This is a genomic window from Flavobacterium sp. Leaf359, assembly GCF_001423985.1.
GTDB lineage: Bacteria > Bacteroidota > Bacteroidia > Flavobacteriales > Flavobacteriaceae > Flavobacterium > Flavobacterium lindanitolerans.
In genome coordinates this window covers 221,779-239,111 of the sequence record NZ_LMPW01000012.1, presented here as the reverse complement: position 1 = coordinate 239,111, position 17,333 = coordinate 221,779, and the positions used below count along the sequence as shown (strand labels likewise).

Annotated in this window: 16 protein-coding genes; 10 read left to right on the top strand and 6 right to left on the bottom strand. The window is 38.2% G+C overall.

Translation table 11 applies throughout. The features are described 5' to 3' along the window. Positions 1 to 297 precede the first annotated feature (297 nt). The 6 genes from ASG38_RS09340 to ASG38_RS09315 are packed head-to-tail and all read left to right on the top strand — an operon-like array spanning position 298 to position 5,470. A complete protein-coding gene (locus ASG38_RS09340; RefSeq protein WP_056069651.1) occupies positions 298 to 1,065 on the top strand; it encodes a ParA family protein in 768 nt (255 codons plus the stop codon). A gap of 9 nt (positions 1,066 to 1,074) precedes the next feature. Further along, on the top strand, positions 1,075 to 1,974 hold the full coding sequence (locus tag ASG38_RS09335) for a ParB/RepB/Spo0J family partition protein (RefSeq protein WP_056069648.1): 900 nt from the start codon (positions 1,075 to 1,077) through the stop codon (positions 1,972 to 1,974). Continuing rightward, positions 1,974 to 2,534, top strand: a complete 561-nt coding sequence (locus tag ASG38_RS09330) for a DUF5683 domain-containing protein (protein WP_056069645.1) — start codon at positions 1,974 to 1,976, stop codon at positions 2,532 to 2,534. Before ASG38_RS09335 ends, ASG38_RS09330 begins: the two co-directional genes overlap by 1 nt. A 9-nt stretch (positions 2,535 to 2,543) precedes the next feature. Further along, positions 2,544 to 3,245, top strand: coding sequence for a 4-hydroxy-tetrahydrodipicolinate reductase (gene dapB, locus ASG38_RS09325; protein ID WP_056069642.1), 702 nt, complete (start codon positions 2,544 to 2,546; stop codon positions 3,243 to 3,245). A gap of 46 nt (positions 3,246 to 3,291) precedes the next feature. After that, a complete protein-coding gene (lepB, locus tag ASG38_RS09320) occupies positions 3,292 to 4,854 on the top strand; it encodes a signal peptidase I (RefSeq protein WP_056069639.1) in 1,563 nt (520 codons plus the stop codon). 1 nt (position 4,855) lies between these two features. Then, positions 4,856 to 5,470, top strand: coding sequence for a WbqC family protein (locus ASG38_RS09315; protein WP_056069635.1), 615 nt, complete (start codon positions 4,856 to 4,858; stop codon positions 5,468 to 5,470). A gap of 7 nt (positions 5,471 to 5,477) precedes the next feature. Here ASG38_RS09315 and ASG38_RS09310 read toward each other — a convergent pair whose 3' ends face one another. The 6 genes from ASG38_RS09310 to ASG38_RS09285 all read right to left on the bottom strand — a co-directional run bounded on the left by ASG38_RS09310 (position 5,478) and on the right by ASG38_RS09285 (position 11,644). After that, positions 5,478 to 6,524: an endonuclease/exonuclease/phosphatase family protein gene (locus tag ASG38_RS09310; RefSeq protein WP_056069632.1), complete on the bottom strand. Its 1,047-nt coding sequence runs from the start codon at positions 6,522 to 6,524 to the stop codon at positions 5,478 to 5,480. Positions 6,525 to 6,572: 48 nt separating this feature from the next. Then, positions 6,573 to 7,442, bottom strand: coding sequence for a rhomboid family intramembrane serine protease (locus tag ASG38_RS09305; RefSeq protein WP_056069628.1), 870 nt, complete (start codon positions 7,440 to 7,442; stop codon positions 6,573 to 6,575). A 12-nt stretch (positions 7,443 to 7,454) separates the two neighbouring features. Then, a complete protein-coding gene (locus tag ASG38_RS09300; protein WP_056069625.1) occupies positions 7,455 to 8,270 on the bottom strand; it encodes a rhomboid family intramembrane serine protease in 816 nt (271 codons plus the stop codon). Then, complete coding sequence (gene mutL / locus ASG38_RS09295; RefSeq protein ID WP_056069622.1) at positions 8,267 to 10,159, bottom strand: DNA mismatch repair endonuclease MutL; 1,893 nt, start codon at positions 10,157 to 10,159, stop codon at positions 8,267 to 8,269. Before mutL ends, ASG38_RS09300 begins: the two co-directional genes overlap by 4 nt. Before the next feature lie 145 nt (positions 10,160 to 10,304). After that, the gene (gene ribH / locus ASG38_RS09290; RefSeq protein WP_056069619.1) at positions 10,305 to 10,799 is read right to left on the bottom strand and encodes a 6,7-dimethyl-8-ribityllumazine synthase; all 495 of its coding nucleotides are present in this window, start codon (positions 10,797 to 10,799) and stop codon (positions 10,305 to 10,307) included. A gap of 65 nt (positions 10,800 to 10,864) precedes the next feature. Continuing rightward, the gene (locus tag ASG38_RS09285) at positions 10,865 to 11,644 is read right to left on the bottom strand and encodes a tol-pal system YbgF family protein (protein ID WP_056069615.1); all 780 of its coding nucleotides are present in this window, start codon (positions 11,642 to 11,644) and stop codon (positions 10,865 to 10,867) included. A 144-nt stretch (positions 11,645 to 11,788) separates the two neighbouring features. Here ASG38_RS09285 and ASG38_RS09280 point away from each other — a divergent pair, with 144 nt between their 5' ends. The 4 genes from ASG38_RS09280 to murB all read left to right on the top strand — a co-directional run bounded on the left by ASG38_RS09280 (position 11,789) and on the right by murB (position 17,169). Continuing rightward, positions 11,789 to 12,868: a DNA replication/repair protein RecF gene (locus ASG38_RS09280; protein ID WP_056069612.1), complete on the top strand. Its 1,080-nt coding sequence runs from the start codon at positions 11,789 to 11,791 to the stop codon at positions 12,866 to 12,868. 195 nt (positions 12,869 to 13,063) lie between these two features. After that, positions 13,064 to 15,178, top strand: coding sequence for a hybrid sensor histidine kinase/response regulator (locus tag ASG38_RS09275; protein WP_056069608.1), 2,115 nt, complete (start codon positions 13,064 to 13,066; stop codon positions 15,176 to 15,178). A gap of 244 nt (positions 15,179 to 15,422) precedes the next feature. Next, positions 15,423 to 16,094, top strand: coding sequence for a DUF2461 domain-containing protein (locus ASG38_RS09270; RefSeq protein ID WP_056069605.1), 672 nt, complete (start codon positions 15,423 to 15,425; stop codon positions 16,092 to 16,094). A gap of 61 nt (positions 16,095 to 16,155) precedes the next feature. After that, a complete protein-coding gene (gene murB / locus ASG38_RS09265) occupies positions 16,156 to 17,169 on the top strand; it encodes a UDP-N-acetylmuramate dehydrogenase (RefSeq protein ID WP_056069602.1) in 1,014 nt (337 codons plus the stop codon). Positions 17,170 to 17,333: the final 164 nt, after the last annotated feature.

The window sequence follows — 17,333 nt, the reverse complement described above, 5'->3', positions numbered from 1 at the left end:
TCTTTCATTTTGCATAAGCTTCAAAATCTGTGTAATCATACCAATCTGTGGCTAAAAAGCCGCTAAGCTGCTAAGGCTCTGAGAGGCTAAGGTTGTGCGTTTTATCGACAAAGCAGGAAGTTACCCAAAACTGATTTTGAAATAACAAAGCATACTGCCAAAAACAAAAACAGCACCATAAGCCGGAGGAATACTTCCGGCTTTTTTATTCGCTATCTCTTTTTATATTGTTAACAAAATAGATTTTCAAAACCCATAAATAATTGTATTTTTACGGTTCAAAATTTTAGAAATTAAATGGGCAAAATCATTGCTATTGCAAATCAAAAAGGCGGCGTTGGCAAAACAACGACGTCTGTTAATTTAGCAGCTTCCTTGGGAGTTTTAGAGAAAAAAGTATTACTGATTGACGCTGATCCTCAAGCGAATGCAAGTTCGGGTTTAGGAATCGACGTAGAGTCGGTAGAAATTGGAACTTACCAGATTCTGGAACACAGTAATACGCCGGAGGAAGCAACAATCGAATGTTCATCTCCAAACGTATCCGTGATTCCTGCCCATATTGATTTGGTGGCTATCGAAATCGAATTGGTCGACAAGGAAAACCGGGAATATATGCTAAAAACAGCATTGGAAAGCGTAAAGGACAAATACGATTACATTCTAATCGACTGTGCTCCATCATTGGGATTACTGACATTGAATGCATTGACAGCAGCAGATTCAGTAGTGATTCCAATCCAATGTGAGTATTTTGCTCTGGAAGGATTAGGAAAACTATTGAATACGATAAAAAGTGTCCAAAAAATCCATAATCCGGATCTGGATATAGAAGGCTTATTGCTGACTATGTATGATTCCCGCCTTCGCCTATCCAATCAGGTAGTTGAAGAAGTACAGAAACATTTCCACGATATGGTTTTTGAAACAGTCATCCAGCGTAATGTAAAATTGAGTGAGGCCCCAAGTTTTGGAGAAAGCATTATCAACTATGATGCAACCAGTAAAGGAGCAACCAATTACATCAACCTGGCAGAAGAAATCATTAAGAAAAATACGAAATAGAAACAGTTTATGACAAAGGCGATAAAGAAACAAGCATTAGGAAGAGGTTTATCAGCATTGCTAAAAGATCCGGAAAACGACATCAAATCGGCAGAGGATAAAAATGCAGATAAGGTAGTTGGCAATATTATTGAGCTTGAAATTGATGCTATTGAAATAAACCCGTTTCAGCCAAGAACCAATTTTAATGAAGAATCTCTTCAGGAATTGGCTACTTCTATCAGGGAATTGGGTGTTATCCAACCTATTACCGTACGAAAATTAGATTTTAATAAATTCCAGCTTATTTCCGGGGAAAGAAGACTTCGTGCTTCAAAATTAGCCGGATTGACAGTTGTACCTGCCTATATCAGGCTTGCCAACGACAATGAATCGCTGGTAATGGCTTTGGTAGAAAACATACAGCGCCATGACCTTGACCCTATCGAAATCGCCCTGTCCTACCAACGTTTAATCGACGAGATTCAATTAACACAGGAACAGATGAGTGACCGCGTAGGTAAAAAGCGTTCCACGATTGCCAATTACCTGCGATTATTAAAGCTTGACCCGATTATCCAGACCGGAATCCGCGATGGTTTTATTTCTATGGGACACGGTCGTGCTATCATTAACATTGAAGACCATGACATACAGGCTGATATTTACCAAAAAATCGTCAGCCAAAATCTTTCTGTAAGAGAAACGGAAGCCTTGGTTAAAAATTACCAAGACAGCCTGAAACCGGCTCCGCCAAAAGCGGCAAAAGGTAATGCATTTACTATTGATGAATCAGAAAAGAAAGCCATAGGAAACTATTTTGGCACAAAAGTAGATGTCAAAGTAGCCGGAAATGGTAAAGGAAAAATCACGATCCCATTCCATTCTGAAGAGGATTTCAACCGAATTATCAAATTAATCAAAGGTTAGTGAATAAGTTAGTTTCCATATTTTTTCTCTTTTTTCTGATTGGAACTACTTCCGTCAGTGCACAGGAAGAATTGAATATTGTCGTACGTGACAGCATCAAAGGAGAAGAAATCAATCCATTGGCTCCTTCTAAAGCTGCCTTTTATTCGGCCATACTTCCGGGTATGGGACAGGCCTACAATAAAAAATACTGGAAAATTCCCATCGTATATGCAGCATTAGGAACCGGAATAGGAATCTATGCCTACAATAACAAGAATTACCACAAATACAGAGACGAATACAAAAGGCGTTTAAACGGAACAGAAGACCCAAACGGAAAACTTTCCAACCTGACAGACAATCAGCTGATTTCTGCACAAAGGCAGTTCCAGAAAAACCGCGACCTTTCTTTGATTGTCACGGTAGGTATCTACATCCTGAATATTGTTGAGGCTAATGTGGACGCGCATCTCCTGCAATTCAATGTAAGCGATAAGCTCACGCTCAAGCCGGATATTTACCAAAACGACCTGAATTACAAAAAAAATGTCGGACTGACATTAAATTACAATTTTTAATAGCACAGCATGAAAATAGCACTTTTGGGATATGGCAAAATGGGTAAAGTGATTGAAAAAATCGCTTTGGAAAGAGGCCATGAAATCGTTTTGAGAAAATCTGCAGAAGTTTCTTTTGAAGGATTGGAACAGGCAGATGTCGCAATTGATTTTAGTATTCCTGACGCTGCGGTTAGCAATATCTCAACCTGCTTAGACAACAATATTCCAATCATTTCCGGAACTACCGGTTGGCTTGACAGCTATGACAAAATGGTTGCTCTTTGCCAGGAAAAAAACGGGGCATTTATCTACGGTTCCAATTTCAGTTTAGGCGTAAACATATTTTTCCAACTGAATGACTATCTCGCTAAAATGATGTCAAACATCAGGGAATATAAAGTTTCCATGGAAGAAATACACCATACACAAAAATTAGATGCACCAAGTGGCACCGCCATTACCTTAGCCAAAGGAATCATAGAAAATTCGGACTATTCAAGCTGGGCATTGGAAAATGCAAAAGAGGACGAAATCTTAATTGACGCCAAAAGAATCGAAAATGTTCCGGGCACACATAGCGTTTTCTACAACTCAAATGTTGACACTATTGAAATCAAGCATATTGCCCACAGCCGTGAAGGCTTTGCTTTGGGTGCCGTTGTAGCCGCAGAATGGATTTTAGGCAGAAAAGGTGTTTATACCATGAAAGACGTGCTTAACTTAACGTAACAAATCATACTTCCAACAGACATATACATATAAAAAATACATACAGATGACAGCTACACAATGGTTTCTATTTTTCCTTATCCTTCAGGTAGTACACTTTTTAGGAACATGGAAATTGTATAAAAAAGCAGGAAGACAAGCCTGGGAAGCGGCAATTCCAATCTACAACGCTATTATCCTTATGAAAATCATCAACCGACCGAAATGGTGGGTTATTTTGCTTTTTATACCTATTGTAAATCTTATCATGTTTCCTGTTGTTTGGGTGGAAACTTTGAGAAGTTTTGGAAAAAACACAACTTTGGATACGGCTCTGGGAGTGCTTACCTTAGGACTTTATATCTATTACATTAACTATACTCAGGATGTAAAATATATTGAAAACAGAAGCCTGCATCCAAAAGACAAGGCAGCAGACACAGTCAGTTCATTATTATTTGCAGTGGTAGTTGCTACTATCGTCCATACCTATGTAATGCAGCCTTTCACAATCCCGACAGGCTCATTGGAAAAAACACTTTTAGTAGGCGATTTTCTTTTTGTGAGCAAAAATCATTATGGTGCCAGAACACCTATGACCACTGTTGCTATGCCAATGGTTCACGACACAATTCCGGGACTTAAAACTAAATCTTACCTAAACAGGCCTCAGCTTCCGTATTTCAGATTTCCGGGCTTTGAATCCATAGAAAAAAACGATATTGTAGTATTCAACTGGCCAATAGATACTATCCCGCATGCCACAGAAGCCAATTTCAAACCTATCGACAAAAAGACAAATTATGTTAAGCGTTGTGTAGGAACTCCTGGCGACAATCTTTCTTTTGTTGATGGCGATGCCTATATTAATGGCAAAAAACTAATTTTATCAGACAGAGCCAGAGTTCAATATTCTTACAGAGTAACTACTGTAAATGGCAGCATGCTTGACCCAAATTACCTGACAAAAGAGTTAAGAATATATCCGGATGATATTGGCTTCAATCAGAATGACAACAGCTATTTCTTTATTTCTTTAACCGATGAAAATGCGGCTATCCTGAAAAAGAATCCTACTGTAGAAAGCGTTACAAAACTGATTGCCAAAGCAGAAGAGCATCCTGACCCGAGAATCTTTCCATACACTAAAAAATGGAATCAGGACAATTTCGGCCCTATCTATATTCCTCAGGCCGGAAAAACAGTAAAACTGGACAAAGAATCACTTCCTTTTTACAGAACGATTATCAAAGAATACGAAAAGAACGACCTAAAAGTTGAGGGAGACAAAATCATCATCAACGGTCAGGTGGCTGATTCTTATACATTCAAACAGGATTATTACTACATGGTTGGAGACAACCGCCACAACTCATTAGACAGCCGTTATTGGGGCTTTGTACCCGCAGACCACATCATAGGAAAGCCGGTATTTATCTGGATGAGTTTGGACCCAACCATTCCGTGGTCAAAAGCTATTGACAAGATTCGTTGGGAAAGACTATTCACAACTGTTGGCGGAAGCGGTGAACCGGTATCCTATTTCGGTATTTTTGTCCTATTAATGGCAGGATATTTTATTGCAAACTTCTTTATCAGAAGAAAAAAGAAAAAATTAGACAGGTATTAAGATGAATATCCTTTTGCTTCCTACCTATTTCCCGTCCATCAGCCAATTTGCTGCCATGGTTCAGGCCAATTCGATTACCTTTGAAATGGAAGACAACTTCCAAAAACAGACCAACAGGAACCGAATGTATATTTACAGCCCGAACGGCATACAGATGCTTAACATTCCTGTAAAGCATTCCAAAGGCGACAGGCACCAGAAAACAAAAGACGTCCGTATTGAAGATGCCTTTGGGTGGCAGAAACAGCATTTCAAATCGCTTGAAGCAGCCTACAGGACATCACCTTTCTTTGAATATTTTGAAGACGACCTGGCTCATATCTTTCAAAAGAAGCACGACTTTTTGATGGACTTGAATTTTGAAGCGATGGAAATCGTTTCAGACTGCCTTGGCTTTGAATTTAGCTATAAGAAAACGGAAGAATATTTTCATGAAGCACCTCAATTCACAGATTTCCGACCTTTAGCAAACGGGAAAAAAGATACTTTGGAATTTGAGCCTTACACTCAGGTTTTTGTGGAAAAACACGGCTATCTGAACAATTTGAGCATCCTGGACCTTTTGTTCAACGAAGGAAGACATGCCTTAGATTATCTAAAAAATCAATCGCTTTAAACCCGATTTAATTTTCGAACGCCAGCCTTGCCATAACCGGAAAGTGGTCTGAATTGATAAAATCAGGATAATTTTCAAAGTTTTTGACCTGCATCTTCTTATCCACAAAAATATAATCGATTCGGGCAGGATAGTATTTGAAATTATATGACTTCCCAAAACCGCTGCCGGCTTCTTCAAAGGCATCATTCAGATTTCCTCTGATACTTCTGTACACGAACGAGAAAGCACTGTTATTCATGTCACCGCATATAATCTCAGGGAGCTTACTGTTTTTCTTGTGATTCATTATGATTTCTGCCTGCTCCTGCTGCTCTTTAAAAGCCTCGCTCATCCTCTTGATAATCTTCTTTGACTTTTGCTCGTTAATACCGTTTATATCTTCATTGATTTCATGAACATCGGGCGTAATTCTGATGGATTGCAAATGCATATTATAAACCCTGATCGTATCCTTCCCTTTTTTGATATCGGCATAAATAGCGTTATTATTAGAATTTGGAAATACGATATCACCTCTGCCTACAATTGGAAATTTAGAAAATATGGCATGTCCCGTCTTTGTCTTATTTCCTTTCATCAGGATATATTTGTGCTTATAAGCCCTCAAATTAATTTTCCCTTCAGAATATTCCTGAATGCATAGAATGTCCGGATTCTTATCATTAATGAAATTGGTTATCAGTTCCGGCACATCGTCCCTTTCAATCCATTTGTAAAGATTAAAAAGACGCACATTATAACTCATCACCGTAAAATCATTATCAGAGGGCGGAAGGTCTGTAGTCGAAAATTTATAGAACTTATTAATAAAAGTAATACCCATTAACAGCACCACCGAAGAAAGCAAAATCTGCCTTTTCATCTGTATTCCCCAATAAATAAAAAAGAGGAGATTTAAAATCAACATGAAAGGCAATATCAGGGTCAGTACAGATAGAATGGGAAATAATTTAGGAGCCAAAAACGGTAAGATATAAGCAACAAAAGTCAATACAGTCAATACTATATTGAAAAAAAACATTGCTTTATTGAACCATGAAAGGTTTTTCATTTTTTGGCAAAAATTTTTTGAGTTCTGGCAAAGATTATAAAACTTTCTTTACTTTCCTGCTTTGAAAAGAAATTCTTTTTCTTCTTTTGTCAGGCTATCATAACCGGACTGGCTTATCTTGTCAAGAATTTCATCAATCTGCTGTTGTGTTTTATCCTTCACAATAATCCGACTGGCAGGAGCCGTTTTCGGTTTCGGCTGACTAACATTTCGATGTACCTTTTTAAAAGGCGTTCCCTTTTTAGGCTTAAACAGATTGGCGAAGAAGTCCAGGATTCGGGTAACAATCAGGCTCAAATCGGTTCCGTTCTGCAAAAGCTTAATATAAATAAAACCAAATACGGCACCACCCAAATGGGCAATATGTCCTCCCATATTATTCGTTGGTATCTGTATCAGGTCCAATATCAGGAAAACAATAGCAATATGCCATAATTTGACAGTTCCTATCAGCAAGAGCCTTATCTGATATAATGGCGCATAAGTCGCTGAACCTATAAGCACCGCCATAATTGCTCCGGAAGCTCCAATAATAGGTGCTTTATAGCCAAAAAGAAAAAATGTACCCAGAAAAACCAATCCGGCAAAAGCTGCACCCAATAAATACAATCCCAAAAACTGCTTTTGTGTAAAAAAAGTAAGGAAAAGTCTTCCTGAAAAATTAAGCATAATCATATTGAACAGCAGATGCAGTACATCCACATGCAGAAAACTATACGTAAGCAGTGTCCAGGGCTTTACAATAAACTCTGAAGGATCAGAAGTAAGCTGTATCCACGACATCAAAGACAGGAATCCGTCATTTGAAAAGGCCTGCAGCAAAAACAAAGGTATAGCAATACCAATATTCCAGAAGATCAACTGTAACGTAATTCCTCCGGTTTTGTATTGCATCTTTAGATCATCAATGATTCCCATAAAACCCAAAGATTAATTCCAACGATTGTTATGAAACTGGTTCTTTTTCCAGTACCACATCATCAAAAATCCAATTATGGCACCTCCAATGTGGGCAAAATGGGCCACTCCACCAGGACCATCTCCAAATAATGACTTTCCTGAAGTTCCTAAAAACAAATCCAGCGCCAATAATCCCGGCACGAAATATTTTGCCTTGATTGGAATCGGAATAAAAAACATCATCAATTCAGCATTAGGAAACATAAAAGCAAAGGCTACCAATAATCCGTAAATAGCACCGGAAGCTCCAACCATTGGAGTTTGGTTTAACATGGCAGCATCAAACAAGCTTTTAAAACCTGCATCGGTAAGATTTGTTTTCCCTGCTTCTTCTAAAATTGGCTTGATTCCATTATAAAACATATCTCCGCGATAAGCATTACCATCAGAAAAAGTCACATTCAGTATCTGATGCAAAGTATTATCTGACAAGCCCAAATACTTAACCGGTTCCAAAAGATGCTGCATTTCAAGATAATTCACCCCAATCTGCATCAAAGCCGCGCCCAAACCACAAGAAATATAGAAAAACAGGAATTTTTTCGCTCCCCAAAAATGCTCCAAAGCACTACCAAAAGAAAACAGGGCAAACATATTGAAGAAAATATGCATTGGATTTCCATGCATAAACATATGTGTTAGAGGCTGCCAAAATTTAAAATGGTCATTTTCAGGATAAAAAAGGGCAAAAAGATATTCGGCATATTGCCCAACAACCTGCGTCCCAATAAAAAATATAATGTTTATAATCAATAATTGCTTGACCGTTGGCGTGATATTCATCATACTGCAAATTTTTTATCTAAATCCTCTACACTCATCGTGATAAAGGTTGGTTTATGAAAAGGCGAAACATTAGGCTCCTTACAGGCAAAGAGTCCGTTAACGAGATTCTCCTGCTCTCTTTCTGTCAGATACGTCCCAGTCTTTACAGCAAGGCTTTTTGCCATCGATTTTGCAATCGTATCGTTCTGGCTGAAACTACTTTCCGGAATTTCGTCTTGTAGGTCACTCAATAACTGTTCCAACAGGATGGAGACCTCGCTCTCTGTCACATTGACCGGAATACCCGAAATTACAACGCTGTCTTCTTTAATTTCTTCAAAAACAAACCCGGTATTGACCAGAGAAAGCTCCAATTCAGAAATCAATACTATTTCCTGGGATGAAAAATAAAGATTCAGCGGAAACAACAACTGCTGGCTTGATGCCTGATGCACTGTCATATTCGCCAGAAACTGCTCATACAAAACACGTTGGTGTGCCCTTTGCTGGTCAATAATCACCATTCCTGATTTGATAGGACTGACAATATATTTTTTATGAATCTGATAGGTCTTATAAATCGCTTCTTCAATTTCCTTATCATTAAACAGAGAACCAGTTACTTCTTCAGATTCAAATTGGATATCCTGAATATCAGTTATCGTTTCCGTATCCTGTTTTAATCCCACATACAGGCTTTCCCAGTTAGACGATTCAGGCTTTCTGTAAGAACCACCCGAACCACTATAACTGCTGCTATTGCTTCCGCTACTGTATGATTTTGCCGGTATCGGATCCGGATCGCCAAATGGATTAAAATTAGCATCCACCTGAATTAAAGGCATAGACGCTTCTTTCTTCTCATATTCATAGGGCGTATCCAGATTAGAATCCCTGTCGAAATCCAAAACCGGAGCCACATTAAACTGTCCCAAACTGTGTTTTATGGCAGAACGTAAAATAGCGTAAAGCGCATGCTCATCGTCAAATTTTATTTCCGTTTTTGTCGGATGTATATTGATATCAATTGTATTGGGCGGAACGTCCAGATAGATAAAATAACTAGGCTGGCAACCATCTTTCAGCAATCCTTCATAGGCAGCCATAATAGCATGGTGCAGGTAACCGCTTTTGATAAAACGGTCATTGACAAAGAAAAATTGTTCTCCACGGTTCTTCTTTGCAAATTCAGGCTTGCTCACAAACCCCTGTATTCCTACGATTTCTGTACTTTCCTGAATCGGAACCAGTTTTTCATTGGTTTTTCCTGAAAAAATATTCACGATACGCTGACGCAGGTTTGATGCCGGAAGGTTAAACATTTCACTTCCGTTATGATACATCGTAAAATGAATATTGGGATGGGCCAAAGCAACTCTTTGGAATTCATCAACAATATGGCGGTGTTCCACCGTATCCGATTTCAGGAAATTCCTTCTTGCCGGTATATTAAAAAAAAGATTCTTTACCGCAAAAGATGTCCCTTTTGGCAGAACGGCCACATCCTGCGACACAAACTTGCCTCCTTCAATGGCGAGATGTGTTCCCAATTCATCCTGCTCCTGCTTTGTTTTCATCTCTACATGTGCAATTGCGGCAATAGAAGCCAATGCCTCGCCACGGAAACCTTTGGTATGCAATGAAAACAAATCTTCTGCTGCTCTGATTTTTGAAGTAGCATGACGCTCAAAACACAAACGCGCATCAGTAACACTCATACCAACACCATTATCAATCACCTGTACAAGCGATTTTCCGGCGTCTTTAATAATAAGTTTGATATCGTTGGCCTTAGCATCAACTGCGTTTTCAAGAAGTTCTTTCACCACAGATGCAGGCCTTTGGACTACTTCTCCAGCGGCTATCTGGTTGGCAACATGATCGGGAAGCAATTGAATTATACTCGACATTCTATAAATTTGTTGACTTCCAAAGTTACATAATTAATATAACAATTGAAAAATTAGAAAATAGGAAAACCGGAAAGTTTTTCACACAAAAAAGCCTATTTCGTGTAAAGGAAATAGGCTCTATAAAAAGTTTATCGGGACTTTATTATTTCGAAGACTGCTGTCTTAAATAAGCCATCTTTATTGCCGCAATCGCCGCTTCGGTTCCTTTATTTCCATGAACCCCGCCGCTTCTGTCAATAGATTGCTGCTCATTATTATCAGTCAGCACACAAAAGATAACCGGAACGTCTGTCTGAACATTCAAATCCTTGATGCCTTGCGTAACGCCTTCACATACAAAATCAAAATGTTTGGTTTCTCCCTGAATCACACAACCGATTACGATAACCGTATCCACCTGCTGTGTATCGATCATACGCTTAGCCCCATAAACAAGCTCAAAGCTTCCCGGAACATTCCATCGGATGATATTATCCGGCGTGGCATCACAGTCCAGTAATGCTTTTTCAGCCCCGGAAAAAAGGCCTTCCGTTATTTTGTCATTCCATTCAGAAACAACAATCCCAAACCGAAAATCTTTCGCGCTTGGGATTGTGTTTTTATCGTATTCTGATAAATTTTTATTAGCTGTAGCCATTGTAATAAGATTGCAATCTCAAATCAAGACTTCAGAAATCTGAAATCTAAAATTCAAAATCTAAATTATTGTGCCAATCCAATCATTGCATCAATATTCATCGCTTCAGGAGCCGTATCGTATTTCTCCTTGATTTCGTTGAAATATTTCAATGCTGTTTCTTTTTGCTTCAATACCAAAGCCGTTTGCCCTGCTTTCAGCAAGAAACGTGGCGTAGTCATGTCATTCTGATTCATCTCTGCAGCCTTAACATAATACTCTAAAGCTTCTTTTGGCTGGTTCAATTGAGAGAAGGCATCACCAATTGCTCCTTTTGCAATTACTGAAAGCATCAAATCATCTGAACTGAATTTTTCAAGATATTCGATTGCCTCTTTGTATTTTTTAGTATTCAGATAAGCGATACCCGCATAGTAATTTGCCAGGTTAGCCGCATTGGTACCAGAATAATTTTCTATAATTCCTGTGAAACCCAGCTTCCCTTCTCCACCTTTTAGAGACAGGTTGTAAAGTGAATCGCTTGCTGTTCCTTCAGTTGCCTGCTGGAAGTATTTCTGAGCCTGGAACATTTCGTTCGCAGCTTCATCTTCTTTAGGCTCTACAATAAATTTCTTATATAAAAGGTAACCTGCCGCTATAAGGGCAACAGCACCAATAACGATAAAAATACCTTTTTGGTTTTTAGCAACCCATTCTTCGGTTCTAGAAGCACCCTCATCTAAAGAATTGAATACTCCTGCAGTTGTGCTATCTTTTTCTGAAATTGCATCAAGTGGGTCCGGTTCGAATTCGTTTTCTTCCTTTGGTTTAGGAGCCTTATAGCCTCTTTTGTTATATGTTGCCATTCATGTTTAATTAAGTGAGGTGCAAAAATAAAATTTTTATTCAAATGTAAAAGATGTTTTTTCGTTATTTTTCAATAATTTGCACCCTCTTAAAAAAATTGTGTCAAAAACCACAAGGTTCTCACTATCAGCTGGCGTTTGCAGATGTATCTAAAAAAAATAGCATTATTCAATTATAAAAACTTTTCGGAAGCCAATTTCGAGTTTGACAGCAAGATAAATTGCTTTGTAGGAAAAAACGGTATCGGCAAGACCAATGTACTTGATGCCATTTATCATTTATCCTACGGCAAAAGCTATTTCAATCCTTTAGCCGTACAGAACATCAAACATAACGAAGAATTTTTTGTGATTGACGGGGAATTTGAGAAAGACGACCGAAACGAACAAATTGTTTGCAGCTTAAAAAAAGGACAAAAGAAAATCCTGAAAAGAAACGGAAAACAGTATGAGAAATTTTCTGACCATATCGGGTTCATTCCTTTGGTTATTATTTCTCCGGCCGACCGCGACCTGATTATCGAAGGAAGCGAGACAAGAAGAAAATTCATTGATTCTGTCATTTCCCAATTGGATTCCCATTATCTCCAACAGCTCATACAATACCAGAAAGTCATTAGCCAGCGAAATGCATTATTAAAATATTTTGCCATCAACCATGTTTTTGAAAATACAACACTGCTCATCTACAATGAGCAGCTCCACAGCCTGGGTCATGCTATTTTTGAAAAGAGAAAACAATTCCTTGAAGACTTTGTACCCATCTTCAACAGGCACCATCAGGCAATAACGGGAAATGCAGAAACGGTACAACTGGTTTATGAAAGCCAGCTTCATGAAAAAGAGCTGATGGCATTGCTGGAAGAAAGTCTGGCAAAAGACCGTATCATGCATTATACCACTACCGGAATCCACAAAGACGACCTCTCTTTTGAGATTGACCACCATCCTATAAAAAAATTCGGTTCGCAAGGACAACAGAAATCTTTTCTGATTGCCCTGAAACTGGCACAGTTTGAATTTGTAAAAAAACAAAGCCGCCAGAATCCGATACTGCTTTTTGATGATATTTTTGACAAACTTGATGAAACCCGCGTCGGGAAAATTATAGAAATGGTTAATAATGATGACTTTGGGCAACTGTTTATCTCCGATACGCATCCGGAACGCACAGAATCTGTGATAAAATCAATGCATCAGAGTTATAAAATATTCAACCTGTAGCCTGTAAGGTATTTTTTGCCAAAATCTATTTGTAAATTACAAAAAATCAGCCGTACATTTGCATCAAATTATTTAAACTTTTCCTACCGCACTATCTTAAGTTTTCTTAATTTTAAGCATCTATATTTAATAGGCAAACTTCCCCGGTTTGTTTGAACAAAAAAGTTCATTGCTTCTTAACTTAAACCTGCTCCCATGTTAGCGTCTTTAAAACACAGGAAAACAATCCATAGCGGACTTTTCATTTTTGTCATTTTACTGCAAGTGCTGATTTTTTCTTTATGGTATAACCAGAATACCAACGAAAACGAACTTGCCGATTCTTTCCGGAAAGCCAGCAGGCAAAGCCTGATTATGAGCTATTCGGGCGAAGTAACCAAAAATTATTTTGATGCGGAAGATTCTTTTATGGAATACCTGTATAGTTATGACAGGAGTGCGTTGCACAAATACCGCAACTCACTTTCGCTGATGACCTCCTATCTCGACAGTCTGAACCGCCTACTGAATAAAGACGAAAAAACACTGCCTAATATCCAAAGTAAAAAAGAAAAAGAAAAAAAAATCATTATTCTTAGAAAAGAATTGGATTCTTTAATCAGATACCGAGTAGATCCTGTTTCTGAATCCAATCCGGAATTATTTACTCTGAAGCCTTACAACCACAAAAAGGTCATGAAGTCGATTTCATACGACACGATACGGTCTTCTGAAGGTGTGGAGAAAAAAGGATTTTTCAAAAGAATAGGCAATGCTATTGCCGGAAAATATGACGTCGAAAAAGAAGAATTCCGTTATTATATGACCATGACTTTTGGGTCTGTCGAAAAAACCGGAACTCCTGAGGAACAGATGGCAAATATCTTCAATAGCACACGTCAGTATTATGAAAAGGAGTTTGGACGCCTTAGAAACACCTATTCCAACCTAAGGGAAATAGACAGGGAACTAATGGCCATCAACAAAAAAATATTAAAAAACAGCCAGGACATTATTCTTCTCTATGACAAATCTGTTCAGGAATCCAACAAACAGCAATTTGAAAAAGCACTGGAAAATCTAAAAAACAAAAGAAGCCTGATTGCAACCCTAATGATTGTTATGTCAATATGTACCGGGCTGCTCCTGCTCTATTCCGTCTTTGCCTACTACTTTGAGAAAAAATTGGCTGCAGCCAAAATAGAAGCCGAGAAAAATCTGGAATTCAAAAACCGTATTATCGGAATGTTGAGTCATGAAATGCGTTCGCCTTTGAGCATTATTTCAAATCTTACCAATAAGCTGATTTCAACCAAAATGGATGGCGCACAAAACGATATGGCCAAATCGTTAAACTTCACATCAAACTCACTGCACATTACCGTGAACCAGATATTGGATTTCTTCAAAAATGAAAACGGAAAGCTGCAATTGTATAATTCCAAAACGGTACTGAAAAACGAGATTACATCCATTGTAGAATCCTTAAAATCTTTAGCCGATGCTAAAAAAATAGAACTTGTCTCACATATAGACGATTCCTTGCAAAATGAAGTCTGGGCTGATAGCGGAAAAATACACCAGTTGTTCTACAACATGATAGGAAATGCCATAAAATTCACTTCAAAAGGAAACATTACCGTTGATTGCAGATTTACCGAAGTCAACGATAAATTCAAATTGGATGTAAAAATCAAAGACACAGGAGCCGGCATCCCTAAAGAAGACCTCGATAAAATATTTGACAAATACTATCAAAGCAAATTCCACAAAGACCAGGCAAGCTTTGGCGCTGGATTAGGACTTAGCCTTTGCAAAGAAATTATAGAATTGTATGACGGAGAAATACGTGTTGAAAGCGAACCTGGCACAGGAACCGAAATTTCATTCCATCTGTTCCTTGAAAAATCAGACAGTTCACAGGAAACCAATCAGGCAAAATTAATCCGCAGTTACGGAAATTCGGGAATCAGGGTTGCGGTAATAGACGATGACAGGATAATCACCACATTATTGAAAAAACTGCTGTCTGATATCAACTTCGACATGATAGGCTTCAATTCAGACATTGCCGCCAAAGAATACCTGCAAAAAGAAAACGTCAACATTATCCTGACCGACTTGCAGATTGCCAATGCCTCAGGAATTGACCTCATCAAAGACATCAAAAGCATACCGAATCACAATGCAACCGTTCCTATTATTGCAATAACCGGCGACACCTACATGAATTCGATTGAACTATCCAGCATACAGGCTGACGAACTGCTAATCAAGCCAATCAACAAAGAAGAATTGTATTCAAAACTACTGAAAGTGCTATCTAAATAAACCAAACGCATTCCTGCTTAGCGGCTTAGCGTCTTTGCGTGTATTATCTCGCAAAGACGCAGAGCCGCAAAGCTTATAAAATCTGTGCAATCATTCTAATCTGCGGCTAAAAGCAAGCTCTTCTTTCATTTCACAGAAACTTACCTATATGCATTTAAAATTGACTTTGGCCCCCATAAATCGAATAAAATTTCTTAATATTGTTAGGCTGTTTTCAGCCTAACTTAAATATTTTCCAATCCGTATGCTTTCACCAAAAACACTTCAATTCCTAGAGGACTTAAAAGAAAACAACAACCGTGATTGGTTTCAGGCCAACAAACCTTATTACGAAGAATATAAAAAAGAATATCACCGGCTGATTGCCGAATTTTTAGAAGAAATGGCACCGCATGACGAATCGTTACGAACGCTGGAACCCAAAAAATGCGCTTTCAGAATCAACCGAGACATTCGCTTTTCCAAAGACAAGTCACCTTACAAAACCCATATGGGAATCTGGATGACTACCGACCAAAACTGTGGTAACGCTCCCGGATATTATGTCCATATCGAAAAAGGCGGAAGTTTTATTGCTGCCGGAATTCATGTGCCGGAAGCTCCGGACCTGAAAAAAATCCGAAAAGAAATTGCTTATTTTTATGAAGACCTGGAAGAAATCTTCGCCGACAAGGATTTCAAAAAAATCTATCCTGATTTTGACAGGAACGAATCCAATTCGCTAAAAACAGCTCCGAAAGATTATGAAAAAGACCATCCTGCTATTGAGTTTCTAAAACTAAAAAGCTTTACGGTGACCCAAAAACTAGATGACAAATCATTACTGGAAAAAGATTTTGTCAAAAAAACAGCAAAAAAACTGATTGTTGCAAAACCATTGAACGATTTTCTAACCCGCGGCCTAAATACCGAATAGTTCATTATGAATTATTAATCGTTTAAAGTACTTTTGCCTTTTATTTTTATTCCTATTCATAATGGAAATTATCGATAATTTTTCCCTTAAAAACTACAATACTTTTGGTATTGAAGCCAAAGCAAAACAATTCGTTTCGGTACACTCGGTTGAAGAACTTCAGACCGTACTCAAAGAAAACCCTGCCCAGAAAAAATTTATTCTTGGCGGCGGAAGCAATATGCTGCTGACAAAAGATATTGAAGCACTGACCATCCATGTAGATATCAAAGGCAAAACAATTATCGACCAGACAGAAGATGCCGTTTGGGTAGAAGCCAAAGCCGGTGAAAATTGGCATGAATTTGTTCTATGGACGATTGACCAGGATTTTGGCGGATTGGAAAACATGTCTTTAATTCCCGGAAATGTAGGAACTACGCCCATACAAAACATTGGCGCCTACGGTACCGAAATCAAAAACACCTTTGTGTATTGCGATGCCGTAAACATCCAAACTTTAGAAATCAGACGATTCAATAAAGAAGAATGCAAATTTGGCTATCGTGAGAGTATTTTTAAAAATGAGGTAAAAGACCAGTACATCATCGTTTCTGTAGTTTTCAAATTAACCAGACAAAACCACAAAATCAATATTTCATACGGAGATATTGCTGCCGAACTCGCCAAAAAAGACATTTCGGCTCCTACATTAAAAGAAGTCAGCAACGCCATCATAACCATAAGACAAAGCAAACTTCCGGACCCTAAAGAGCTGGGCAATAGCGGAAGCTTTTTTAAAAACCCGATTATTCCAAGAAGCGATTTCGAAAGAATTCACCTGTTGCACCCCGAAATGCCTAGCTATACTGTTTCTGAAACCGAGGTAAAAGTTCCGGCCGGATGGCTCATTGAAAAAGCCGGATTTAAAGGAAAACGTTTTGGCGATGCCGGAATCCATAAAAATCAGGCGCTGGTTCTGGTTAATTACGGCAATGCAACCGGACAGGAAATCCTGAATGTTTCTAAAGAAATCCAAAAAACGGTTAAAGAGCTTTTTGATATTGAAATTGAAGCTGAAGTTAATGTGATTTAACGTTTTTTTCAGGTAACAGAAAGCTAAAATAATTGCAATATTTTTTGTTTCTGGCTATTCAAAAAATATAAAAACTGTAATGGATAATTTTCTTAATTTTAATTGCGATTCACAATTGAAATTCCGCTTATCAATTGTACCTTTGCACACATTTTTTAAAGACA